21 protein-coding genes and 2 tRNA genes are annotated in these 21,382 nt (G+C 63.4%); 7 read left to right on the top strand and 16 right to left on the bottom strand.

The window, feature by feature from the left end:
- Positions 1 to 24: 24 nt before the first annotated feature.
- Together fdhD and ESB00_RS13900 are read right to left on the bottom strand one after the other, a co-directional pair.
- A complete protein-coding gene (fdhD, locus tag ESB00_RS13895) occupies positions 25 to 864 on the bottom strand; it encodes a formate dehydrogenase accessory sulfurtransferase FdhD (RefSeq protein WP_129048401.1) in 840 nt (279 codons plus the stop codon).
- Between the two features lie 61 nt (positions 865 to 925).
- Positions 926 to 3,154, bottom strand: coding sequence for an FdhF/YdeP family oxidoreductase (locus tag ESB00_RS13900; RefSeq protein ID WP_129048402.1), 2,229 nt, complete (start codon positions 3,152 to 3,154; stop codon positions 926 to 928).
- Positions 3,155 to 3,337: 183 nt separating this feature from the next.
- On the opposite strand from ESB00_RS13900, the gene ESB00_RS13905 reads away from it, so the two are divergent.
- The 4 genes from ESB00_RS13905 to ESB00_RS13920 are packed head-to-tail and all read left to right on the top strand — an operon-like array spanning position 3,338 to position 6,218.
- Positions 3,338 to 3,928 carry a transglutaminase-like domain-containing protein gene (locus ESB00_RS13905; protein ID WP_129048403.1) on the top strand — a complete coding sequence of 197 codons (591 nt, stop codon included), beginning with the start codon at positions 3,338 to 3,340 and terminating at the stop codon, positions 3,926 to 3,928.
- On the top strand, positions 3,918 to 5,093 hold the full coding sequence (locus tag ESB00_RS13910; protein ID WP_129048404.1) for a CHASE3 domain-containing protein: 1,176 nt from the start codon (positions 3,918 to 3,920) through the stop codon (positions 5,091 to 5,093). The genes ESB00_RS13905 and ESB00_RS13910 overlap by 11 nt, the downstream gene beginning before the upstream one ends.
- A complete protein-coding gene (locus tag ESB00_RS13915) occupies positions 5,090 to 5,512 on the top strand; it encodes a response regulator (protein WP_129048405.1) in 423 nt (140 codons plus the stop codon). The genes ESB00_RS13910 and ESB00_RS13915 overlap by 4 nt, the downstream gene beginning before the upstream one ends.
- A 31-nt stretch (positions 5,513 to 5,543) precedes the next feature.
- The gene (locus tag ESB00_RS13920) at positions 5,544 to 6,218 is read left to right on the top strand and encodes an LON peptidase substrate-binding domain-containing protein (RefSeq protein WP_129048406.1); all 675 of its coding nucleotides are present in this window, start codon (positions 5,544 to 5,546) and stop codon (positions 6,216 to 6,218) included.
- Here ESB00_RS13920 and ESB00_RS13925 read toward each other — a convergent pair.
- Both ESB00_RS13925 and ESB00_RS13930 read right to left on the bottom strand, forming a co-directional pair.
- Positions 6,177 to 6,578 carry a GIY-YIG nuclease family protein gene (locus tag ESB00_RS13925; protein ID WP_218938762.1) on the bottom strand — a complete coding sequence of 134 codons (402 nt, stop codon included), beginning with the start codon at positions 6,576 to 6,578 and terminating at the stop codon, positions 6,177 to 6,179. The two genes, ESB00_RS13920 and ESB00_RS13925, sit on opposite strands and share 42 nt — an antisense overlap.
- Before the next feature lie 74 nt (positions 6,579 to 6,652).
- Positions 6,653 to 6,728 (bottom strand) — tRNA-Ala (locus ESB00_RS13930).
- A 186-nt stretch (positions 6,729 to 6,914) separates the two neighbouring features.
- Here ESB00_RS13930 and ESB00_RS19715 point away from each other — a divergent pair.
- The 3 genes from ESB00_RS19715 (at position 6,915) to ESB00_RS13945 (ending at position 9,215) form a co-directional block, all read left to right on the top strand.
- A complete protein-coding gene (locus tag ESB00_RS19715; RefSeq protein ID WP_164976221.1) occupies positions 6,915 to 7,292 on the top strand; it encodes a hypothetical protein in 378 nt (125 codons plus the stop codon).
- A gap of 86 nt (positions 7,293 to 7,378) precedes the next feature.
- Positions 7,379 to 7,924: a hypothetical protein gene (locus ESB00_RS13940; RefSeq protein WP_246026492.1), complete on the top strand. Its 546-nt coding sequence runs from the start codon at positions 7,379 to 7,381 to the stop codon at positions 7,922 to 7,924.
- Positions 7,925 to 8,018: 94 nt separating this feature from the next.
- Positions 8,019 to 9,215: a DUF418 domain-containing protein gene (locus ESB00_RS13945; protein WP_129048408.1), complete on the top strand. Its 1,197-nt coding sequence runs from the start codon at positions 8,019 to 8,021 to the stop codon at positions 9,213 to 9,215.
- A 126-nt stretch (positions 9,216 to 9,341) separates the two neighbouring features.
- Here the strand turns inward: ESB00_RS13945 and ESB00_RS13950 are convergent, their stop codons facing one another.
- The 12 genes from ESB00_RS13950 to nusA form a co-directional block, all read right to left on the bottom strand.
- Positions 9,342 to 9,506: a VPDSG-CTERM sorting domain-containing protein gene (locus ESB00_RS13950; protein WP_129048409.1), complete on the bottom strand. Its 165-nt coding sequence runs from the start codon at positions 9,504 to 9,506 to the stop codon at positions 9,342 to 9,344.
- Between the two features lie 182 nt (positions 9,507 to 9,688).
- The gene (yjfF, locus tag ESB00_RS13955; RefSeq protein WP_129048410.1) at positions 9,689 to 10,672 is read right to left on the bottom strand and encodes a galactofuranose ABC transporter, permease protein YjfF; all 984 of its coding nucleotides are present in this window, start codon (positions 10,670 to 10,672) and stop codon (positions 9,689 to 9,691) included.
- A complete protein-coding gene (locus ESB00_RS13960; protein WP_218938763.1) occupies positions 10,669 to 11,676 on the bottom strand; it encodes an ABC transporter permease in 1,008 nt (335 codons plus the stop codon). The genes yjfF and ESB00_RS13960 overlap by 4 nt, the downstream gene beginning before the upstream one ends.
- Positions 11,660 to 13,171: a sugar ABC transporter ATP-binding protein gene (locus ESB00_RS13965; protein WP_129048411.1), complete on the bottom strand. Its 1,512-nt coding sequence runs from the start codon at positions 13,169 to 13,171 to the stop codon at positions 11,660 to 11,662. The genes ESB00_RS13960 and ESB00_RS13965 overlap by 17 nt, the downstream gene beginning before the upstream one ends.
- A 9-nt stretch (positions 13,172 to 13,180) precedes the next feature.
- On the bottom strand, positions 13,181 to 14,134 hold the full coding sequence (locus tag ESB00_RS13970; RefSeq protein WP_129048412.1) for an ABC transporter substrate-binding protein: 954 nt from the start codon (positions 14,132 to 14,134) through the stop codon (positions 13,181 to 13,183).
- Between the two features lie 201 nt (positions 14,135 to 14,335).
- Positions 14,336 to 14,412 (bottom strand) — tRNA-Asp (locus tag ESB00_RS13975).
- A gap of 63 nt (positions 14,413 to 14,475) precedes the next feature.
- Positions 14,476 to 15,426, bottom strand: coding sequence for a riboflavin biosynthesis protein RibF (gene ribF, locus ESB00_RS13980; protein ID WP_129049906.1), 951 nt, complete (start codon positions 15,424 to 15,426; stop codon positions 14,476 to 14,478).
- Positions 15,423 to 16,151, bottom strand: coding sequence for a tRNA pseudouridine(55) synthase TruB (gene truB / locus ESB00_RS13985; RefSeq protein ID WP_129048413.1), 729 nt, complete (start codon positions 16,149 to 16,151; stop codon positions 15,423 to 15,425). The genes ribF and truB overlap by 4 nt, the downstream gene beginning before the upstream one ends.
- Positions 16,148 to 17,146 carry a DHH family phosphoesterase gene (locus tag ESB00_RS13990; protein ID WP_246026493.1) on the bottom strand — a complete coding sequence of 333 codons (999 nt, stop codon included), beginning with the start codon at positions 17,144 to 17,146 and terminating at the stop codon, positions 16,148 to 16,150. The genes truB and ESB00_RS13990 overlap by 4 nt, the downstream gene beginning before the upstream one ends.
- The gene (rbfA, locus tag ESB00_RS13995) at positions 17,143 to 17,493 is read right to left on the bottom strand and encodes a 30S ribosome-binding factor RbfA (protein ID WP_164976222.1); all 351 of its coding nucleotides are present in this window, start codon (positions 17,491 to 17,493) and stop codon (positions 17,143 to 17,145) included. The genes ESB00_RS13990 and rbfA overlap by 4 nt, the downstream gene beginning before the upstream one ends.
- 43 nt (positions 17,494 to 17,536) lie before the next feature.
- The gene (gene infB, locus ESB00_RS14000; RefSeq protein WP_129048415.1) at positions 17,537 to 19,996 is read right to left on the bottom strand and encodes a translation initiation factor IF-2; all 2,460 of its coding nucleotides are present in this window, start codon (positions 19,994 to 19,996) and stop codon (positions 17,537 to 17,539) included.
- A gap of 48 nt (positions 19,997 to 20,044) precedes the next feature.
- The gene (gene nusA / locus ESB00_RS14005; RefSeq protein ID WP_129048416.1) at positions 20,045 to 21,271 is read right to left on the bottom strand and encodes a transcription termination factor NusA; all 1,227 of its coding nucleotides are present in this window, start codon (positions 21,269 to 21,271) and stop codon (positions 20,045 to 20,047) included.
- Between the last annotated feature and the right edge of the window lie 111 nt (positions 21,272 to 21,382).

The following is a 21,382-nucleotide window of genomic DNA, read 5'->3' on the forward strand; positions in this document are numbered from 1 at the left end:
GGACTCAAGCGCGGCCACAAGAGGTTACTCCCCCACCCGGTCGGCGCCGGCGTAAATGTTCATGCGGCCGTCGCGCAGGAAGCCAACCAGCGTCTGGCCGCTGCTGCGGGCAAAATCCACCGCCAGGCTCGTCGGCGCGGAGATAGCGGCGATGAAAGCAATGTGCGCCACGAGCGCCTTCTGCACAATCTCGAAGGCCACGCGTCCGCTGACCAGCAGCACAACCTGTGCGGGATCGATGCTCCCGCTTAGCAGCAGATGGCCGAGGACCTTGTCCACGGCGTTGTGGCGGCCGACGTCCTCGCGCGTGACGAGCAGCTTGCCGTCGGGGCTGAAAAGGCCTGCGGCGTGGAGTCCGCCGGTGCGCTGGAAGGTTTCCTGGGCGAGAGCCAGAGTCGGCGGCATTTTCGCGAGCACATCGGCGGCAACGCGCGGTCCGGCGTTGGGCGCCAGCGCGGGACTCCTCGCCTGCACGGCGGCGATGGTGGCTTTGCCGCAGAGGCCGCAGCTGCTGGCGGTGAAAACGTGTCGCGTGAGCCGGGCAAAATCCACGGCCTCGGGGCGTGCGAGCTTCACATTCACGATGTTGGGCTCCACTCCCCCGCCCCGCTTCGCCCTGGCGGGCGCGATCGCGACGATGTCTTCGCGGCGCGCGACCACACCCTCGGTGAGGAGGAAACCGGCGGCGAGTTCCTCATCATGGCCCGGCGTGCGCATCGCCACGGCCACGGGACGGTCCTCGACACGGATTTCCAAAGGCTCCTCGACGGCGAGATCGTCGCGCTCCTCGGTGATCGCGGTCGCCTTGCGCCGCTGCACGGTGCGGGTGGCGTGGAGGGAGATGGGTTTGGTGACGGACTTCATCGGGCTTCTTGGAGGGCTGGTCTCAGCACCAGCTACGGCCGACACGGAGGCCGGACCTGCATCAAGGCATTTTTTCTATCCGTACGTGCGCGTTGTAATCCGGCACGCCGCCGCCGCGGTCGGCGATGCCACGGCGGATGAGGTGATTGCCCTCGGGCCAGTGAATCTGAAGGTTGCCCGGCGCGAGCGGGGCGAGAAAGACCCGGCCCTCGTAGCGGCCCCGGTCGTTAACGAGCGCGATGCGATCACCGTGCATCAGGTGCAAACCCGCGGCATCCTCCTCGTTCATGAGGATGGCGTCGCGCGCGGCGCCGTTGAGCGGGTCCACCTCGGCGTAGATGAGCGTGTTGAACTGCTTGCCGCGGCGTGTGCTGACATGGAACACGCCCTCCGGCCGCGGTGCGCGGTCCGGCAAGTCAACGACGGCGAAACGCGCCCGTCCGTCCTCGGTTGGGCACACGCCGCCGGCGCAGAGGTGCGGGCCGCCGTATTGAAAGGCGTCGCCGGTCTGCTTGAGATGCTGGATGCCGTCGTAGAACGGCACGACGCGGGCGATTTCCTCGCGCATTTCCTGGCCGGTGTGGCAGCCGAGCAATTCGGCGCGCTCGGGGCGGGCCGAAGCGGCGACTTGCAACAAAATCCTCCACTCGGCGCGGGCCTCGCCGACCTCGCGCGGAATCTCGGGCGTAAACATCACGCGGCGTTCCGTGCTCGTCTCGGTGCCGCCGTCATCCTGTTCGTAGCGCGTCTTGGCCGGCAGCAGAATCACCTCGTCGGCCGGATCGAGCAGCATCTGGTCGGTGAGCATGATGTCCTGATGAACACGGAACGGCACGCGCGCGAGCGCCTCGGCGACGTGGTCGGGATCCGGCAGCGTGCGCAGAAAGTTGCCGCCGATCATGTAAAAGGCGTCGAGCTCGCCGCGATACGAGGCCTCGACCATTTCCGTCGCGGTGAGACCCGGCCAGTCGGGCACGGGGAAGCCGTAGTGCGCGCTCAGCGCGGCGGCGTTCTCGGGATTGACGGTCTTGCCGCCCGGGAAGGCCGTGGAATACGCACCCATCTCCGCGCCGCCCTGCACGGACGAGTGGCCGCGGATCGGCATGACGCCGCACTTGTCGCGCCCGAGAAACCCGCGGGCGAGCGCGAGGTTGAGAATCATGCGGACGTTGTCGGCGCCCCACTCGTGCTGGGTGATGCCCATGCTCCAGACGAACACGCCGGTGCGCGCGTTGCCGATGAGCTCCGCGAACTCGATGAGGCTCGCACGCGGGAGGCCGGCGCCTTTCTCCAACTCGGTCCAGTCAAGCGACCGCACGCGCGCCTCGAGTTCGGGCCAGTCGTTGGTGTGCGCATCCACGAAGGCGCGATCGATGCGGCCGGTCTCGATGAGGTGCTTGAGCGCACCGTAGACGAAGGGGATGTCGCCGCCCTGCCCGACCGGGAACCAATAGTCGGCGAGATCCGAGCCAAAGAGCGCGCTGCTCGCGGTCGAGGGCACCCAGTAGCGCTGCATGCCGGGCTCTAGGTAGGGGTTGACGAGGATGATCTTCGTGCCGCGCTTCTTGGCGATGTGCAGGTATTTGGTGGAGACGGGCTGGTCGTTGGCGGGATTGGAGCCGAAGAACACGACGACGTCCGTGCCCCACCAGTCGGTGTAGCTGCACGTCGTGGCCGCGAGCCCGAGCATGTGCTTCATCGCGGCGGTCGAGGGCGAGTGGCAGAGGCGCGCGGCGTTGTCGACGTTGTTGGTGCCGAGGAAACGCGCGACCTTTTGCGCGGCGTAGTAGATCTCGTTGGTCACGCCGCGCGCGGTAACGAAAAACGCCATGCGGTGTGCGTCGGTGGAGCCGAGGCGGGCGCCGATCGTGGCGAGCGCCTGGCACCAGGTGATGCGGGTGAAACCTTTTTCGCCGCGCCGACGCCGCATCGGGTAGGCCAGACGCCCGAGCTGCCGGAGCGCGCGGTTATCCATCCTCCGAAGCGGCTCGACATCGGCCAGCACCGCGGAATCCATCGCCGGCATGGTGTTCAGGCGGAGGAGATTCAAGCGCGTCATGCACAGATGAACGCCGTCGATGGTCCAGTCGTGCAGGCCGGCCACACCCAGCGCGCAGCCGTCGCACACGCCGCGACTGAGCACCTTCCACGCGTAGCCGAGATTGTCGCGGTTGTCCCACGCGACCTTCATCATGTCGCGAAAATGCTTCGGCTTGGTGTGGCCGAGGCCGAAGGGCGAGAGGCGGCGGAGACGGTCACCCGGGGGCGTGACGAGGCGGTGCGTGGACATGGGGCGGAGCGGCGAGAGGCTTCCGTCGGGGCCCCGGGGAAGCAACCCTGAACCATGACGCATGCCGGTCATTATGACCGGGTTGATGGACTAAACCTTTCCCGTTTTCGACCGATGAACAAAGTCAACGGTTGCGCAGACTCCCCATAAAACGGAGAATGACGCACCGGCCCAAACGCAACCTTGTCCAAGGAGCTGCATACCTTCTTCCGGCCCGCGCGGGGCCTGCTCTGGCTTTGCCTGATCGCGGGCGGCTTCAGCCTGCCGGTGAAGCTCGGGGCGGTCACGCTGGAGGAGTTGCTCACGCAGCCCAAGCTGACGCCCAAGAAATTCGCGGCCTACTTCGGCGGATTCGGCTACGAGTTCAACGCGCCGATCCAATCCGCCGACACATTTCTGGCGCGGAAACGGGGGGATTGTGACGATTACTCCGTGTTGGCCGCCCATGTCCTCGCCCAGCACGGTTATACCACCCGCCTCATCCACGTCCGGCTCGCCGGCCGCGTCGCCCATGCCGTGTGCTACGTGAACGAGGTCAAGGCCTACCTGGACTACAACAACCGCAATGTGTTTTTCACCCTCACCCGCTCCGGTCCGGATCTCCGGGACATCGCATCCAAGGTTGCGCAATCGCTCGAAGCCAGTTGGACTACGGCATCGGAATTCACCTACTCCTACTCGACCCGGCGCAAGACGATGATCGCCACGGTTTCGCAGACCGGCGGTGCTGAAACGGCCTCCCCACCCCAATCCTCACCCTTCAATGTCGACTGATCCCGGTCCCATTCCCCTGCAGGACGACCGCACCTACCGCCGGGTGCTGGTGTTCTTCACGCTGATCCTCGCCGTGCTGGTCTTCGTCGTGGTCGCGTCGCTGCGCAACCTCAGCCGCTCGGTGGCCACCAGCGACTGGGTCAACCACACCCACGCGCTGATCAACGAGCTCGATGCCCTTCAGCCCACGTTGCTCGCCGCCGAAGGCGACCTGAACAAATACCTGCTGACCGCCGACACCCGCGACCAGTCCGCCTACCAGGAAAAATTCGCGGAACTCGGCGAGAAGGTGGATGTGATCCGCGCGCTGACCGCCCGGGCACCCGAGGAACAAAAGCTTTTCGCCCCCGTGGCCGATCTGCTCGAACGCCGCGCCTCCCACGCCAGCCGCCTAGCCACCTTGAGAAACACCGGCGACCAGGCCGCCCTGAAGAGCGCCCTCGCCGAAGACGCCGCGCGCGGTGAGCAACACGAGCTCGGCCGGCTCATCGAGCGGGTCCGTGAGCACCAGACCAACCTGCTCTCGGAGCGCGACCGCGCCTCCTTCCAGCAGGCCCAGACCACCCGCTGGACCGTGATCGGCGGCCTCGTCTTCAACATTCTGCTGCTCATCGGCGCTGCCTGGCTGATCCGCGACGACCTCGCCGCCCGCCGCCGCGCCGCCCGCCTGCTGCAGCAGTCCAACGAGGAACTCGAGGAAAAGGTCCGACAACGCACCGCCGAGCTCACCGTGGCGAACCAGAAGCTCCTTTCCCAAAACATCGAGGACCGCTGGGCCAAGCAGGCTCTGGAGCACCAAAACCGCTATAACCTGCTCATCATCGATTCGATCTCCGACTCGGTTTTCGTCATCACCCGCCTGATGAACGTCTCGCGCATGAACCCCGCATCCGTGCATCTGACCGGCCACGAACCGTCCAGCCTGATCGACAAGCCGCTCTCCACCGTGTTGCGACCCGCCGACGGCAACGGCGCACCCGCGACCTTCGACCCGCTGGCCCGCGCGCTGGCCGACGGCCACGAATTGCGTGACAAACCGGGTATTGTCTCCACCAAGGGTGGACAAACCGTGCCGGTGCGCATCAACATCTATCCGCTCCGTGACCGCGACAAGGTCGTCGGCGGCGTCGTCGTCCTTCAAACTCAGGCTCCTTCCTCCTCATGAGCGCCACCCGTCCCCCGTTCGACACCTCCGGCCTGACGCCCCCTGCGCCACGCTCCGGGCGGCACATCCTCGTCATCGACGACGAGCAGCCGATCCTCGACCTGCTCCAGGAATACCTTTCCGCCCACGGCTACCGCGTGAGCACCGCCAGCAACGCCCACCAGGCCAAGAGCCTTGTTGAGAAGGAGGCACCGCACCTCATCATCTCCGACCTGCAGCTGGAGGACACCGACGGTCTCCAGCTGATCGAGCAGCTGCGGGTGGTGCTGCCTCGCACCCCGGTCATCTTGCTCACCGGCGTGCTCTTCGATTCGAACGTCATCGAGGACAACCTCAAGTGGAAGATCTCGTGCTACGTCAGCAAGACCGCGCCGTTGCAGGATCTGATGAAGGAGATCCAGCGCCTCATCAACGGTTGATAAACCGGGTCGGACCGTTTCACTGATCGCCATGGAATCGCTCCATGTGCCCGAGACCGTGCCCGTGATGACACTGCCGAACACGGTGTTCTTCCCGCAGGCGCTGCTGCCGCTGCACATCTTCGAGCCCCGCTATCGGCAGATGCTCCGCGATGTGCTCGCCCGCGACCGGCTGTTCGCCGTGGCGCGCCTCGATCCCGCGGCCACGGCCGACGCCATCGAACCCGCACACACCATCGCCACCATCGGCATCATCCGCGCCTGCCAGAAGGCTGACAACGACACCTCCAACCTGCTCCTGCAAGGTATGTGCCGCGTCGAGATCCAATCCATTTTACGTGAACACCCATACCGGCTGATCTCGGTGCGGCCGCTGGCGACCGTGAGCGGCGGCAACCACGCGCAGCTGGAGAACGAACGCCTCGAGGTCATGCGCCTGCTCAACCTGCGCCGCCGCCTCGGCACGCCTGCGCCGAAGGGCATGACCCAGTTCCTGGAAAGCATCGAAGATGTCGACACCTTCGCCGACGTCGCGGCCTTCAACCTGTGCGAGGACGGGGATTTCAAGCAGACCCTCCTGGAGGAGCTCGACACCCGCCGACGGCTGCAGCTCTTCGCCGCCCGACTGAAATCCGAGATCGAGGAGCAAAAGCTGCGCCGTAAACTACAGGGCCGGCTCACGGACGATCAGATTGCGGACAATTGAGGCGAAGACGTCGCAGCTCGAGTCGCTTTCGGCTGAATGCCCGCCCGAAGCTGATTTGAGGTACTTATCGAAGGCCGCGGCCTTGTTTCGGTCGCGGAACGCAACGGCCGTTTTGATGCACCAAGCGCGGTGCTTGGCCATATGGGGAACGCCTCCGGAAATGTGCTTGGCCAGCCGGGTGGTCAGATCGTCGGTCAAACCGACATAAAAGCCTCCGATTGAGGCCAAGGATTCCAGAATATGGACGTCGGCGAATCCGCCCTTGGTGATTCGACCCGTCGTTATCTTTGAGTCATTCTTGAGCCCAGTGACCGAGGCCCGCGTGCACCCGTTGGGCTTCGGCGCGGCAGCCTTCACCAAGCCCCGCGTGAGATTTAGCTGGCTCGGTGTCTTGGAAGGCTGGCTTGCCTAGCCGTAGCTCGGCGAGCGAAGGCTGGTGGACCGGATCGGGATCAAACCGACGACCTCGTCGTTGCGAACGACGCGCTCTATCAACTGAGCTACCGGCCCCCAAGCGAGCGGTCTTTGTGAGGGACGCTCCGGTCGGAGTAAAACACAATTTTCCTCCCGCGTTTCCCGCTCTCACAGCGTGATTTAACCCAATCGCAATATTGGCCCCTAATTTGCTGTTGCGACTTACCGGACGGAGGGGGGATACAGCCTCTCCTTCCCTTAACCTGTAACAGAAATCAAAACATGAAAAAGTCCGCTCCGAAGTCCGCCGCCGCCAAGCCCGCCAAGAAAGCCGCCCCTGTGGCCAAAGCTCCCGCCAAGAAACCGGCCGCCCCCGCCAAGAAGAAATCCGCCGCCGCCGAGCCGCCGGCCACGTTCATTTCCGCTCAGATCGACATTGGTTTCGGCAACCACCTCACCCTCCGCGGTGAAGGCCCGGGCCTCAGCTGGGACAAGGGTCTCGTCATGGACAATGTCGGCCACAGCCTCTGGACCGCTTCGATCAACAAGGCCACCAAGCCGGTCACCTTCAAGGTGCTGGTCAACGACCTCACCTGGAGCACCGGTCCCGATTTCGTGATCGAGCCCGGCCAGAGCATCACGGTTTATCCAAACTTCTGATCCGACACCGGGCCTGCATGGCGGCGACGCCCGCGTGCCCGCCAAGTTAAACTTGAGCCACCGGCAGCTGGCGGGGACCTTTGCGCATGACCCGCCCGCTGCCGCCCTGCCCCTATCTGCCGGTCCCGCCGGAGCGGATGGATGCCAGTGCACTCACGGCGCATGGCGAGGCGCGCGACGCCGGCTTTTACCTGACGGCGCTCATCTACGCCCATCATCTCTGGCAGCGCGGCTTGGCCGCCAGGGCGGTGCTTGCAATCGACCGCGCCCTCGGCGCCGACCTGCGGGGCGATGAAGTGGTCCTGCAACAGTGGCCGTTGCCGTACGCCGCACAGGCCTGGTTCCTGCGACACACACCCGCGGATGTCTTCATTGGCAACCCGCGCGTGCATTTCCAGCATCTCGCCGACCGCATGAACGAGCCGCGCCGCGAACAGCGTCGCTGGCGCATCTGGGCCTGCTGGGCGATTTGCCGCGCCGTGCGCCCGGAGTTTCCCGCCGATGCGAAACACATCGTGGCCGAGCCGACCGAGCCCGAAATATTCGACCGGCTCAGCCGATACGGTGTGACCGATGAAGCGCGGATGTGGCAGCAGGTGCTGAACGGTTCGAAGAAACAGCGGCCGCAATGATGCGGCACTGACCGACTCCGGCGGGACAATCGGCTGGCGAAGCTCTTACCGGGCAGGCAACCTGCCACGGTTGAGCCAAGATCCGGACAATCCCATGCAAGGCGCCAACGGCACACCCGCCGTTCCGGAGGAGCGACTGGTCATCCTGGACATTCTGCGCGGCCTGGCGGTGCTGGGCATGATCCTCGCCCACGGCCAGAAGATGATGGCGGCCCTGGCTCCCCATTGGCCGGAAAATCCCGCGGGCTGGGCGATCATCCATTTGGTGGCAGAGAAGGATCGCGCCATCTTCGCGCTGCTCTTTGGGGTGAGTTTCGCGGTGATGATGGGCCGAATCGAGGCGCGCCACCAGCCGGTGTTCCCGGTGTTTCTGCGCCGACTGGCGGTGCTTTACCTGATCGGATTCTTTGTGGAAGCCTTCACGCGATTCCACATTCTGCGCGAATACGCCTTTTGGGGCGTGGCTCTGCTTTTTCTGAGAACCTATCCCACCCGCACCCTGCTTGTCGTAGCAGCAATCTGCGCAGCTTCGTTCTCCATCCGGGATTTGGCCGACAGCAGTTATGCGGTTCTTACCCAAGGATGGGAGACGGCCAGGAACCAGGAGATTTCCAGCCAGCAGACCTGGTGGCTCTCCCTTCAGCAAAAGGAGCAGGCACTCGCCAGTCCCGAATATGTCGCGGTCGTGAAAAGCCGCGTGCAACACATGCTCGGCAGTCTGATCAGCGCGGAACGACTGACACCCGGCATTTATCTTACGTTCTTCATCCTCGGTCTGCTTGCGATCCGGCACCGTATTTTCACCGAAGCAGTTAAACACCGCCGTCTCATCCTAGGCTTCATGTTGGCAGGAGCGACCGCTTGGGCGGCTGCATGGTGGCTGCTTCCCCTCCTGCCCGAGCAGGTGATCACGCCGCGGATCGGTTACCGGTTGCACACGGGTCTGGGTTTTATCGACGAGCAGTTCCTGGCCTTTACGTGGATCGGGGGCATTACCTTGCTGCTCGCCACGAGACCGGCCGGAGCCGCGATTTTGGCGCCTCTCGGCTGGGTCGGGCGCATGGCACTGACCAATTACATCCTGCACGCCGTGGTGATCGACTTTGCCTGCGCAACCTACGGGTTGAACCTGCGCCTGAATCCGCCTCTGCTGCTGCTGTTCTCCGCGGCGCTGTTCCTGACTCTGGCAATCGGAAGCAAGGCTTGGTTGACTCATTTCCGCTACGGCCCGGTTGAGTGGATCTGGCGATGCCTGACCTATTGGCATTGGCAGCCGATCAAAAAAGGCTGACGCCACAGTTTCCCGGTGCTGCGTGCCGCGAACCTGGCGCGCAGTTCACGAACATAAAAATGGCACTCCGAGCGGGAGTGCCGATACGATCAAACCGTCTCCGTGCGGGAGACAGACGATGAAAAATTATTTGGTGAGCTTGCGGCGCAGAGCGATGACGGCGAGAAGACCGAGAGCAAGAAACCCGATGGTGCCGCCGGAATCAGGCACCGAAGGCGGCCATTGCACCGCATGGAGCTGATTAACTGCGAGGGATGCCAAGACGAGGACGGCGATAAGACGGTGTTTCATGCACCACGCGTTAGCATACAAAATGCCAGCGTTAGCATTTGTTTTATATTACTGCTGTGCAGGGCAATATACATTTAGCGCGCAAACACCTAACTGACGACTACGCGCATATTGTCAGAATATCCGACAACCATGGCAATGTGCTACAGGAAGCGCAAAAGAATCAAATGCGCCGAAAGCAATCAGGCCACCGTCTTCCTGGCTACCAACTGCTGGGCCAGGGTCCGTTGCACCAAAATGAAAACAAGGAGCAGCACCCCCACCGAAATCCGCACCCACCAGGAACTCAACCGGCCGTCGAACAGGATGGCGGCCTGGATGGTGCCGAAGATAAGGATGCCCAGCAACGTGCCGGCGATGTGCCCGCGACCGCCGGTGAGGAGCGTGCCGCCGATGACCACAATGGCGATCGCATCAAGTTCCAGGCCAATGCCCAGACTGGGGTTACCCGAGCCGGTGTAGAGCGTCGCCACGATGCCGGCCAGCGAGGCACAGAAGCCGTTGAAGGCATACACGGAAATTTTGGTCGCACCGACCGGCAGGCCCATGAGCAGAGCCGACTGCTCGTTGCCGCCGACGGCGAGTAGGTTGCGCCCGAACCGTGTGTGATGGCCGATAAAGTAGCCCAACAACAGCATGCCGAGCAACATCAGGGCACTGGCGCTCAGTCCGGTTTCACTCAAAGGCAGTTCATAGGCGGTGATCCGGTTGTAGAGCTCGTGGTTGATGCCAACGGACTCGGTAGTGATCCAGAACGCCGCGCCGCGCGCGAGAAACATGCCCGCCAGCGTGATGAGAAACGGTGGCAGCCGGAAAAAATGAATCAGGCTACCCATGAACGCGCCAAGTCCGGAACCGGCGAAAAGGCCGAGCGCCCACGCCAGAGGCGGTGCCATGTGTTTCTGCTCGATCAGCGTGGCCGTGAAGATGGCCGTGAAACCGATGACCGCACCCACCGACAGGTCAATGCCGCCGGCGAAGATGACCAGCGTCATGCCGACCGCGGCGATGCCCACAAAGGCGTTGTCGGTCAGCAGACTCGTGATGGTGCGGGCACTGAAAAAGCCCTCATAGGAAAAGGCGGCGACACCAAACAAGGCGGCGAAGATGAAAGCCGTGGTGAGCAGCGGCAACTGACGCTGGAATCGGGTGGCGAGCGAACTCATGCCGCCTCCTTCTTCGGCCAGAGGCCGCGCAACCACCGGCCAACCCGATCCGACTGCAGCAAGGACACCCCGATGATGAGCAGGGCCTTGGGCACCGGAGCCACCGCGGGAGGCACGCCAAGGTTATACATGGTGGTCGTCAGGGTTTGGATCAACAGCGCACCGATCGCCGTGCCGAGGATCAGGAAACGTCCGCCGCTCAGGGCCGTGCCGCCCACCACCACGGCGAAAATGGCGTCCAGCTCCATGTTTTCACCAGCGCGATAGGCATCGGCCGCCCGTATGTTCGACGCGGTCAGGATACCGGCGAGGCCCGCGCAACCGCCGCAGAAAACGTAGGCCAGTGCCTTGATCCGCGCGGCGGCCAGACCGGCGAAGCGGCTGGCCTTCTCATTGTCGCCCACGGCCTCGATGAACAGGCCGACCGCGGTCTGGCGCAAAGCCAGATGTGTCAGGACAAACATTGCACCCACCAGCAGCGGGGAAACCGGCAGCGAGAGGAAAAATCCGTTGGAGAAGTATTCGAAGGTCGGGTTGGCAATAATCACCACTTGGCCGTCCACGATCAGCTGGGCCACACCGCGACCCGCGACCATAAGGATCAGAGTCGCCACGATGGGCTGCAGGCCGAGCCGGGCGATGAGCAATCCGTTGATGCCACCCGCCAGCAATCCCGCGGCCAGCGCCGCGGCCAGCGTGACCGCGAGTCCGTGCCCCCCCACCAGCAGAGTGCCACAAACCGCTCCCGAAATCGCCACCACCGAGCCGACCGACAGATCAATGCCGCCCGTGGCGATGACGAGCGTCATGCCGAGCGCGACCAGCATCGTGCGCGAACCTTGCACCAGGATGTCGATGGGTGTGCCATAAAGATTCCCGTCCAGTACCGTGATCTTTAGGAAAGCCGGATTGAACACGGCGTTGAGCAGCACGAGCGCAGCCAGACCGATGAGGGGCCAACGCACGGGATTGGCGGTGCGGATTGAGTCAGGTTTGCTGCTCATGGGTGCCGGCCATCATGGCCATTAAGTGCCCGGTCGTGATGCCGTCGCCGGTGACTTCGCCGGTGAACCGTCGCTCGCGCATGACCATGACGCGCGAGCAGGTGCGCACCACCTCCTCGATCTCTGAGGATATGAACAGGACGGCCAAGCCGTCAGCCCGCAACTTGGCGATGAGATTTTCAATCTCCTCCTTGGCCCCGATATCGATGCCGCGCGTGGGCTCGTCGAGGATGATCACGGCGGGCTGGGTGGCGAGCCAGCGCGCCAACAGGACCTTCTGCTGGTTGCCCCCCGAGAGATTCTTGATCGGCACCTCGGCATCGGCGGTCTTGATCCGCAGCGCCTTGATGTAGTGTTCGCACAATTTTTCCTGTTCCTCACGCGAGAGGCGGCGGAGCGCGCCGCGTTTGCCCTGCAGCGCCACGATGAGATTCTCGCGCACCGAGAGATTCGGCAGAATGCCTTCGGCCTTTCGGTCCTCCGAACAGAAGGCCAGCCCCAGCCGCACGGCGTCCCGCGGGGAGTCGATCCGGCAAGCGGCCCCCTTGATCGCGATTTCGCCGGAGTCAGCCGCGTCGATGCCAAAGACGAGCCGGACCGTCTCCGTGCGACCGGAGCCGAGCAGACCCGCCAAGCCGATGACTTCGCCGGGATGCAGGGTCAGGTCCAGAGGCGCAACGGAACCTCGCCGGCCCAAATTGCGGGCCGCCAGAACCGGCGCCTGCGCCTGGGTTGCCGCGACCGATGCCATTGCCGGAGCGGTCGCACTGATTTCACGTCCGAGCATCTTGCCCACCAGGGCGAGCCGAGGCAGTTCCGCCGTCGCATATTCGCCCACCAGGGCGCCGTTGCGCAGGACGGTGATGCGGTCGGTCACCGCATAGACCTGATCGAGAAAATGGGTAACGAAGATGATGCCCATGCCCTCATCGCGAAGTTTGCGCATCACCTTGAACAGCTCGGCCACCTCACGCTCGTCGAGACTGGCGGTTGGTTCGTCGAGGATCAGCAGCTTCGCCTGGGTGTCGAGGGCGCGCGCAATGGCGACCATCTGCTGGTGTGCCACCGACAGGGAGCCTAGTTCGGCATCGACGTCACAGGTCATCTCCAGCCGCGCCAGCGCCGTTTCGGCCCGGCGGCGGATGGCCCGCCAGTTCAGTAAACCGGCGCGGCCCGGCTGGCGACCGAGTGTGATGTTCTCAGCCACGGAAAGCGACGAGACCAGGTTGACCTCCTGGTAAACGGTGCTGATGCCAACCTCCTCGGCTTCGCGCGGGGTGTGCGGGGCAATGGACCGGCCTTCGAGGCGGAACTCGCCTGCGTCGGCCGGATGCACCCCGGTGAGAACCTTGATCAGCGTGGATTTGCCGGCGCCGTTCTCGCCGAGCAGGGCGTGGATTTCGCCCCGGCGCACGGTGAAGTCCACCCCGGAGAGGGCCACCACGCCGGGAAAGCGCTTGCCCACGCCACGAAGCTCAAGAAGGGCCGACACCATGAACCGGGCTCAATACTCGCGGGAGGCGATCACCGCCGAGGCGTTGGTGGAGTCGAACAGCTCGTCTTTGTTGAAGGACTTGCGCTCAACCTTTTCGCCGGCGCGCATGCGCGCAATGGTGTCGAAAACCTTGGGACCGAAGAGCGGGTTGCACTCGACGGTGCAGTTGATTTTGCCGTCGATGACGGCCTGGATGGCCTCCTTGATCGCGTCGATAGAGACGATGATGATGTCCTGGCCGGGCTTGAGACCGGCCTGCTCGATCGCCTGGATCGCACCCAGCGCCATGTCGTCGTTGTGGGCATAGACGATGTTGATCGCCTTGCCGTGCTTTTTGAGGAAGGCCTCCATGACCTCCTTGCCGCCGGCGCGACGGAAGTCTCCGCTCTGCGAGTCGATGATCTTCAGGCCGGGGTATTTCGCAATGGCATCGCCGAAGGCACGGCGACGTTCGTTGGCCGGCGCGGAGCCCGGAGTGCCTTGCAGTTCGACTATGCTGCCGGTCCCGTTGACTTTCTTGGCCAGCCAGTCGGCGGCCATGCGGCCTTCTTCGTAGAAGTCCGATCCGATGAAGCAGGCGTAAAGCGACTCATCGGCCGTCTGGATGGTGCGGTCGATCAGCACGACCGGTATGCCCGCACGCTTGGCCTCGCGGAGCACCGGGTCCCAGCCCGTCTCGACGATCGGCGCGAGCACGATGGCGTCAACGCGCTGCGCAATGAAGGAGCGGATGGCGCGGATCTGGTTCTCCTGTTTGCCTTGGCCGTCGGCAAACTTGAAGTCGATGCCTCGTTTGGCCGCCTCGTTCTTCATCGAGTTGGAGTTGGCCGTGCGCCAGGCGCTTTCGGCACCCGTCTGGGCAAAGCCCACTTTCAGGGGCTTGTCGGCGGCGGACAGAACCGAGGCCGTGAGCAGGGCGAACGCGCAGCTGACTGCGCGAAGGAACAAGGAGTGTAGTTTCATGGGGTAAAAGGGCGGTTGAGCTAAGTCTCCGGGACCGAGCCTCGACTGTCAGGCCACAAAACACCCCGAATTTTCGAGGTCAATGCTCCCAGCCGGCTGGTTTCCATGACGGTCAAGGACGCCCACGCGCACCCGGATGTTCCGTCCATCGCGCCGTCCCCAAAGAAAAACCCGAACGGGATGCCGTTCGGGTTTTTAAACTGGCGGGATGGACGGGACTCGAACCCGCGGCCTTCTGCGTGACAGGCAGACGCTCTAACCAACTGAGCTACCACCCCAAAACTTGGGAAAGAGGCCGAACCGTAGGTTTGCGGTATACCCTGTCAAGCGTCGTTTGGAAATTAACTCCCCGCTGATTTGGCGAAGAAGTCCAAGGCCGACCGACGGTCCTTTTCAATCTGCTTGCGAAGCTCGTCCAAGCTGCCGAACTTGCTCTCGGGCCGGAGGAAATGCAGCCAGTTGACGGTCACTTTGTCGCCATAAGCAAGCGGCGAGGCCTCCAACAAATGCACTTCCAGCAACGGCCTGGATGTCTGCGCCACGGTCGGCCTGAGCCCGTAGTTGGCGACCGCCTTAACCGGGCGATTTTGACCGGCCAAAACCTCGACCGCATAGACCCCGAAGCGCGGCGGCAATTCGGGCTCCCACGCCACATTCAGGGTCGGGAAGCCGATCGTCCGTCCGAGCTGGCGGCCGCGCTCCACCACCCCGTCGGTGAAATAGGTATAGCCGAGCATGGCATTCACGGCGGTAATTTCACCCTTGGTGAGCAGTTCGCGGATGCGCGAGCTGCTGATGGCGGCACCATTGTGATTGAGCCTCGGGGCGCTGAAAACCGACAGACCAACTTTTTGCGCCTCCGCCACGAGCAGGGCGACATCACCCGTGCGACCGCGTCCGAAGCGCCAATTTTCGCCGACGTAGATGGCCGCCAAATTCGGCAAATGATTCCGCAGATGCGGCACAAACTCATCCGCGGATACGGCTGAGTAGGCCGGGGTGAAGGGGTGCTCAATGAGCACATCCACGCCCAGCCGAGCCAGCACGGTCCGCTTCATCGCCGGCGGCATGAGCAGGCGCGTGGGGCTTTCGGGCCGCAGCAACACACTGGGATGCGGCGAGAACGTCAGCACGCCGGCCAGTCCGCCGCACCGCCGCGCCGAATGGATCGCCGCTTCAATCACAGATTGATGGCCGAGGTGGAGCCCGTCAAAAATACCGATGGCCAGATGCAGGGGCTTGGCCGGCAGGTGCGCCGCCTCCAAGCCGTCACACTGGAGCAAGCCGCTCACTGGGCCACGCGCGGCGCCGCTTCGTAAACGGGAATCAGCCGCTTTTCTATCTCCGGCAAAGGCAAAGCCTCGATCTCGTCGAGCGTCAGGCACTGGGCGATGCCGAACTTGCCGCTCGCCGTGCGCCGCAGCGCCGAGAGGTGCGCGCCGCAACCGAGCTTCTGGCCGAGATCGTGGGCGACGGTGCGCACGTAGGTGCCCTTGGTGCAGAGCAGGCGGAAGGTCAGTTTGGGCGGGGTGAATGTGAGCAGCTCGAACGCCATCACGCGGATGAAGCGCGGCTCGCGTTCGATCTCCTCGCCCTTGCGCGCCATTTTGTAGAGCGGCACGCCGTCGACCTTGATGGCCGAATGCATGGGCGGAATCTGGTATTGGTCGCCGAGAAATCCCTTCATGACCTCGCGGACCTGCGCCTCGGTGAGCGGCGGCACGGGCACCGTGGTCAGGACCTCGCCCTCGGCGTCCTGCGAATCAGTGACCACCCCGAACGTGGCCTCGCCCTCGTAAGCCTTGTCCACGCTCATCAGGTATTGCGAGATGCGCGTGGCCTTGCCGATGAGCATGATCAGCACGCCGGTCGCCATGGGATCAAGCGTGCCGGCATGCCCGATTTTCTTCATCGAGAGCTTGCGCCGCAGCCGATAAACGACGTCGTGCGAGGTCAGCCCCTGCGGCTTGTCCACGAGGAGAACGCCCTCCATTTCCTTGACGGGAGCGAAGCTCATTGCAGGGCGGCGTCCACCTCGTTGAGGCGCTGGGTGAGGGCGGCGATGAGGCGCGGATAAAATTCGGCGAGCGAGCCGGGCCAGTTGAGTCCGGCGGCGTTGGCGTGACCGCCCCCGCCGAACTGGGCTGCAATGGTGTCCATGCGATAAACGCTCTGCATGCCGCGGAGGCTGGCCTTGATCGTGCCCGTGCGCTCCTCGATAAGCACGCCGATCTCCACGCCCTCGATGCTGCGGGCGTAGTCTACCAAACCTTCGGTGTCCTCCACGCTGGCGCCAATGCTGTCGAAAATGCCCTGCGGCAGCACCCCGATGCAGACCCGGCCGCCACACTCCATCTTCAACGAGCCGAGGAAATGCTGCAGCAGCTTGAGTTTGCCGAAGGATTCGCGTTCATAGAGCTCGGCCCCGGCCAGCGCCGGGTCGGCTCCCCGGGCGACGAGCTCGGCGCAAAGCCGGAAAACCCGCTCGGAGGTCGAGGCAAACCTGAATTGGCCGGTGTCGGTCATGATGCCGGTGTAGAGCGCCTGGGCGGTTACCCGGTCGATCTCCAGATCGGCATCGAGAAAAAGTCCCGTGAGCACCTCAGCGGTGGCGGAGGAAGCGGTGTCCACAAAATCAAAGCGGGCAAATCCTTGGTTTGAAATGTGGTGGTCAAAGCAGGCGATCGGCGCGGGGTACATCTCGCGGACTTTATCCCCCGCCCGGCCATGGTCGGCGCAGTCGGTAAAAACCGCCAAGCGACCCTGCGGAGCGATTTCATCCCGCATGAAAAAGGGCGTATCACCCACCAGAAACTTGATGCGCCGCGGCACCTTGTCGGGATTCACGCACACGGCGTCGACCCCGTTGGTCCGCAAGACCCGGCAGACCGCCACCTGCGAGCCGATACAATCCGCATCCGGACGCTGGTGCCCGATCACGGTCACCTGCTTGCCCCGCAGTTCGGAGACCAGCACGGCGAACCGGGCGGCGAATCGCGGGTAATGGATCACGGCTGCTTCTCCTTGCGATCAATCTCCGACAGCAGCTGCTCGATGCGCAGCGCCCGGGGGGCGGCGTTATCGTGGACGAAAGTCAGCAACGGCACGTGCCGCATGACAACGGACTTGGCGACCATCTCACGGATCTCGCGCAGCTTGCCGCGCAACCACTTGCCCTTGCGCTCGGCCTCCGCCTCATCACCCGCCACGGCGTAGTAAACCTTCGCCTCGCGCAGATCGCCCGTCACATCGACACCGGTGATGGTGACGGCCACGGACTCGCTGGTGTAGCGCTTGCGCAGGTAGGCGCTGATTTCGCGCTTCATCAGCTCATTGACGCGGAGGAGTCGGTTGCTCATGGCGGAACGGAATGGAACCGTGGCCCAGGAAGTCAGGGAGGAATCAGAGCGAAGCCCTGACCTTTTGGATCTCGTAACACTCGATGCGATCGCCCGGCTGATAGCCGTCGTAGCCGTCGAGGCGAATACCGCATTCGAGTCCGGCGCGGACCTCGTTGGCATCGTCCTTGAAGCGGCGGAGCGTGCCGACCTTGCCTTCGAACATGATTTCCTTGCCGCGACGAACGCGCGCGGTGATACCACGGTTGACCTTGCCCTCGGTGACAAGGCAGCCGGCGACAAAACCCTTGGCGACGGGGAAGACCTGACGGACCTCGGCACCACCGAGCTTGTTCTCCTTAAGATCCGGTTCGAGCAGATCGGCCATCATCTCGCGCACACGATCCCCGAGTTCGTAGATGATCTCGAAGCTTTCAATGGTGACACCGTGGTGCTTGGCCAAGGCGGTCACGCCGTTTTCCTGCTTGGTGTTGAAGCCAATGATAGTCGCCTTGGAGGGCGCGGCCATCAGCACGTCATTCTTGGTAATGATGCCGACTTCGGCGGACACAACCTCCAGCGAAACCTTGGCGCTCTTGATGCCTTCGAGCACATTGCGCACAGCCTCCACGGAGCCGTAAACATCCGACTTGAGGACGACCTTGAGCGTCTTGGCCTGCACGGCCGCGATGTTGGCGAACAGTGCATCGAGCGAGGTATCCTTCGGCGCCGCAGCAGCGGAGACAGCCTCCTTTTTCTGGCGGTGCTCCTCTTCCTCGGCCAGATTTTCAGCCTCGCGAGCATTCTTCACGGCCATGAACTTGGAGCCGGAGTCAGGCGAACTGGACCAGCCGATGACGCGAACGGGCATCGACGGCGGGGCTTCCTTTATGTTCTGGCCCTTGTCGTCAAACATCGCACGGACCTTGGCCCAATGCGGACCGCAGACGATGGCATCGCCCACGCGAAGCGTGCCGCGTTGGACGATGACCGTGGCCAGCGGCCCGCGACCAACATCCACCTCGGACTCCACGACCACGCCACTGGCTTCCGCCTTGGGGTTGGCCTTGAGTTCGAGCACGTCAGCCTGCAGGAGGATCATTTCGAGCAGTTCGGTGATGCCCTGCCCCTTGATGGCGGCTACCGGCACCGTGACAATCTCGCCGCCCCAGTCTTCGGGTGTGATTTGGCGTTCCTGCATCTGCTGCTTAACGCGATCAAGGTTGGCGCCCTTCACATCCATCTTGTTGACGGCGACCATAAGCGCGACCTTGGCGTCCTGGGCGTGCTTCAGCGCTTCATCGGTCTGCGGCATGAAGCCGTCGTCCGCCGCGACCACGAGCACCGCGATGTCGGTGACCGAGGCGCCGCGGGCGCGCATCTTGGTGAAAGCCGCGTGACCGGGGGTGTCGAGAAAGGTGATCTTTCGATTGTTGTGCTCGATCTGATATGCGCCGATGTGCTGCGTGATGCCACCGGCCTCGCCGGCGGCAACATTGGCCTTGCGGATGGCATCGAGCAACGAGGTCTTGCCGTGGTCCACGTGCCCCATGATGACGACAACGGGAGGACGCGGAGCGAGATTCTTGAGGTCTTCCTCGCGGGCTTTTTCCTCCTTGGTCTGTTTGACCTTTTCGGGAGTGGGGGCCGGCGCCTGCGTCTCGCCACGGTGCTTGATGTCGAGCAGGAAGCCGTGTTTCTCGGCCAGCTTGTTGGCCACGGCCTCGTCGATGGATTGGTTCATCGACGCAAAGATGCTCATCTCCATCAGCTCAGAGATCAGCTTGAAGGGCTTGAGCCCCAGCGCGACGGCGAAGTCACGAACGATGATCGGCGGCTTGAGATGGATGATTTTGACGCCACCCTCTTCGGTAACCGTCATCGAACTGGCAGCCGGCGCGGTCGGAGAAGGCTGAACAAAAGAAGTGGGCTTCGCCCCGGGAGACGGCGGCGGAACGAACGGACGAGCAGCGGGGACCGGAGGGGGTGCGACCGGAGCTTTGGCCATCGGGGCCGGCGCAACCGGTGGACGCATCATCGGGGCGGGGGCGGGCTTGGCAACCTGAGCGGGCGCGGGCGCGAACCGGGGAGCGCTGACCGGGGGCGGAGGCAGCGGAGCGGACTTCACCATGGGGGCAGGTGCCGGCATCGGCTTCGGCACCACGACCGGCGGAGCCGAGACCACGGTGGCACTGGCCGCAGCTCGAGCCGCGGCGGCGGCCTTAGCCGCCTCGTCCTTCTCGCGCTGGATGTCCTGCGCAGATTTGACGAAAACGCCGGCCGGCAATTTCACCCTGGCCGGTTCCACGACAGCGGCGGGCGCGGCGGGCTCCGGAGTCACTTCGACGGGAGCCGGCTCGGGCTTGGCGAACTGCTTCGCGATCTCGTCGTAGTAGATTTTGCTGACCGTGCTTGAAACCGACTTGGTGTCCGCTGCGACAAAGCCCTGCTGCTTGAGCCAGGAAAGCATCTCCTTGGGCTCAATGTTGTATTGCTTGGCGATCTCGTGGATACGGGCACTCATTCAGGGTTGGTCGCGTGGGTCGGTTGGAGGGTTTGACTTGGTGTTGTTTCAGCTGCCGGAAACCTTGGCAAAAATGCCGGCGGCTTCCTGTTCATTAAAGCCCATGCCGACAAGATCGCCGGCCTCGACGCCTTCGAAGGCGGCGGGAGAATTGATGCCATTGGCCACGAGACGCTCGGCGATGGAGTTCTCGAAACCAAAGGTGCTGACGAGCAACCCGATGGCCTGCGCGCGCGGATCCGCGGCGGTGGTCTTGAACTCCTCGATGTCGAGCCGCCAGCCCACAAGACGGGAGGTCAGTCGGGCATTCTGGCCCTTGCGGCCGATGGCGACGGCGAGGTCGTCGTTCACCACGCGCACGAGGATGCGCTTGTTTTTCTCGTCGAGGTGGATTTCACGCGGGACGGCCGGCTTGAGCGCCTCGATGAGCATTTCCTTCGTGTCAGCGTGATAGGGAATGATGTCGATCTTCTCGCCGCCGAGTTCGCGCACGATGCTCTTCACCCGGGCGCCACGGGCGCCCACGCACGCACCCACCGGGTCCACTTTGGCGTCGGTGCTGGTCACGGCAATCTTGGTGCGATAGCCGGGCTCGCGCGCGAAAGCCTCAATTTTGACGGTGCCGTCGGCGATCTCAGTGACCTCGAGTTCAAACAAGCGGCGAACAAATTTCGGACTCGCGCGGCTGAGGATGATTTCGGGGCCACGGCTGCTGTTCTCAATCTCCAGCAGGAGACAGCGGATGCGTTCGCCGGGGGCATACTCCTCACCGGGAACCTGTTCCTTGCCGGGCATGATGGCCTCGGCCTTGCCGAGGTCGATGTAGAGATCGTTGCGCTCCCGGCGGCGGACGGTGCCGCTCACGATGTCGCCCACGGAGTCCTTGAAGTCGTCATAAATGCGCTCTTTCTCAAAGGCGCGAAGACGCTGCATGATGGCCTGACGGGCGGTCTGGGCTGCAATGCGGCCAAGATAGGAAGGATCGATTTCCTTCTCGATGGTGTCGCCAACGATCACCCCGGCCTTGAAGACCTGGGCTTTCTCCACATGGATCTGGAGCTTGGGATCCGAAACGGAGTCCACAACCTTGAGCAGGGACCAAGCCTTGAGCTGGCCGTTCTTGGGATTGATCTCGATCTTCAGCTCCTGGCCGGAATTCACGCCTTTCAGGGCGGCCGTCTTGATCGCATTGACGATCGTGGAGATCATGTCGGCACGGGGAATGCCTTTCTCCTTCTCCATGTATTCGAGGACGGACAGGATTTCGCTGCTCATGATGTGTTTGGATTAATGGGAAAAAAAAAGCGGACCCGAGGGCCCACTTTTCGGAAAGTGAACTAGTTGTAGGGGGTGAAAACTACCCAACCGCGCAAACTCTTGTCAAGC

Origin of the sequence: Oleiharenicola lentus (assembly GCF_004118375.1) — a bacterium.
Lineage (GTDB): Bacteria > Verrucomicrobiota > Verrucomicrobiia > Opitutales > Opitutaceae > Lacunisphaera > Lacunisphaera lenta.

Excerpts from the sequence above, each read along its gene's own strand:
- fdhD (WP_129048401.1), bottom strand. The coding sequence starts at position 864 with ATGAAGTCCGTCACCAAACCCATCTCCCTCCACGCCACCCGCACCGTG.
- ESB00_RS13900 (WP_129048402.1), bottom strand. The coding sequence starts at position 3,154 with ATGTCCACGCACCGCCTCGTCACGCCCCCGGGTGACCGTCTCCGCCGC.
- ESB00_RS13910 (WP_129048404.1), top strand. The coding sequence starts at position 3,918 with ATGTCGACTGATCCCGGTCCCATTCCCCTGCAGGACGACCGCACCTAC.
- ESB00_RS13915 (WP_129048405.1), top strand. The coding sequence starts at position 5,090 with ATGAGCGCCACCCGTCCCCCGTTCGACACCTCCGGCCTGACGCCCCCT.
- ESB00_RS13920 (WP_129048406.1), top strand. The coding sequence starts at position 5,544 with ATGGAATCGCTCCATGTGCCCGAGACCGTGCCCGTGATGACACTGCCG.
- ESB00_RS19715 (WP_164976221.1), top strand. The coding sequence starts at position 6,915 with ATGAAAAAGTCCGCTCCGAAGTCCGCCGCCGCCAAGCCCGCCAAGAAA.
- ESB00_RS13940 (WP_246026492.1), top strand. The coding sequence starts at position 7,379 with ATGACCCGCCCGCTGCCGCCCTGCCCCTATCTGCCGGTCCCGCCGGAG.
- ESB00_RS13945 (WP_129048408.1), top strand. The coding sequence starts at position 8,019 with ATGCAAGGCGCCAACGGCACACCCGCCGTTCCGGAGGAGCGACTGGTC.
- ESB00_RS13950 (WP_129048409.1), bottom strand. The coding sequence starts at position 9,506 with ATGAAACACCGTCTTATCGCCGTCCTCGTCTTGGCATCCCTCGCAGTT.
- yjfF (WP_129048410.1), bottom strand. The coding sequence starts at position 10,672 with ATGAGTTCGCTCGCCACCCGATTCCAGCGTCAGTTGCCGCTGCTCACC.
- ESB00_RS13960 (WP_218938763.1), bottom strand. The coding sequence starts at position 11,676 with ATGAGCAGCAAACCTGACTCAATCCGCACCGCCAATCCCGTGCGTTGG.
- ESB00_RS13965 (WP_129048411.1), bottom strand. The coding sequence starts at position 13,171 with ATGGTGTCGGCCCTTCTTGAGCTTCGTGGCGTGGGCAAGCGCTTTCCC.
- ESB00_RS13970 (WP_129048412.1), bottom strand. The coding sequence starts at position 14,134 with ATGAAACTACACTCCTTGTTCCTTCGCGCAGTCAGCTGCGCGTTCGCC.
- truB (WP_129048413.1), bottom strand. The coding sequence starts at position 16,151 with ATGAGCTTCGCTCCCGTCAAGGAAATGGAGGGCGTTCTCCTCGTGGAC.
- rbfA (WP_164976222.1), bottom strand. The coding sequence starts at position 17,493 with ATGAGCAACCGACTCCTCCGCGTCAATGAGCTGATGAAGCGCGAAATC.
- infB (WP_129048415.1), bottom strand. The coding sequence starts at position 19,996 with ATGAGTGCCCGTATCCACGAGATCGCCAAGCAATACAACATTGAGCCC.
- nusA (WP_129048416.1), bottom strand. The coding sequence starts at position 21,271 with ATGAGCAGCGAAATCCTGTCCGTCCTCGAATACATGGAGAAGGAGAAA.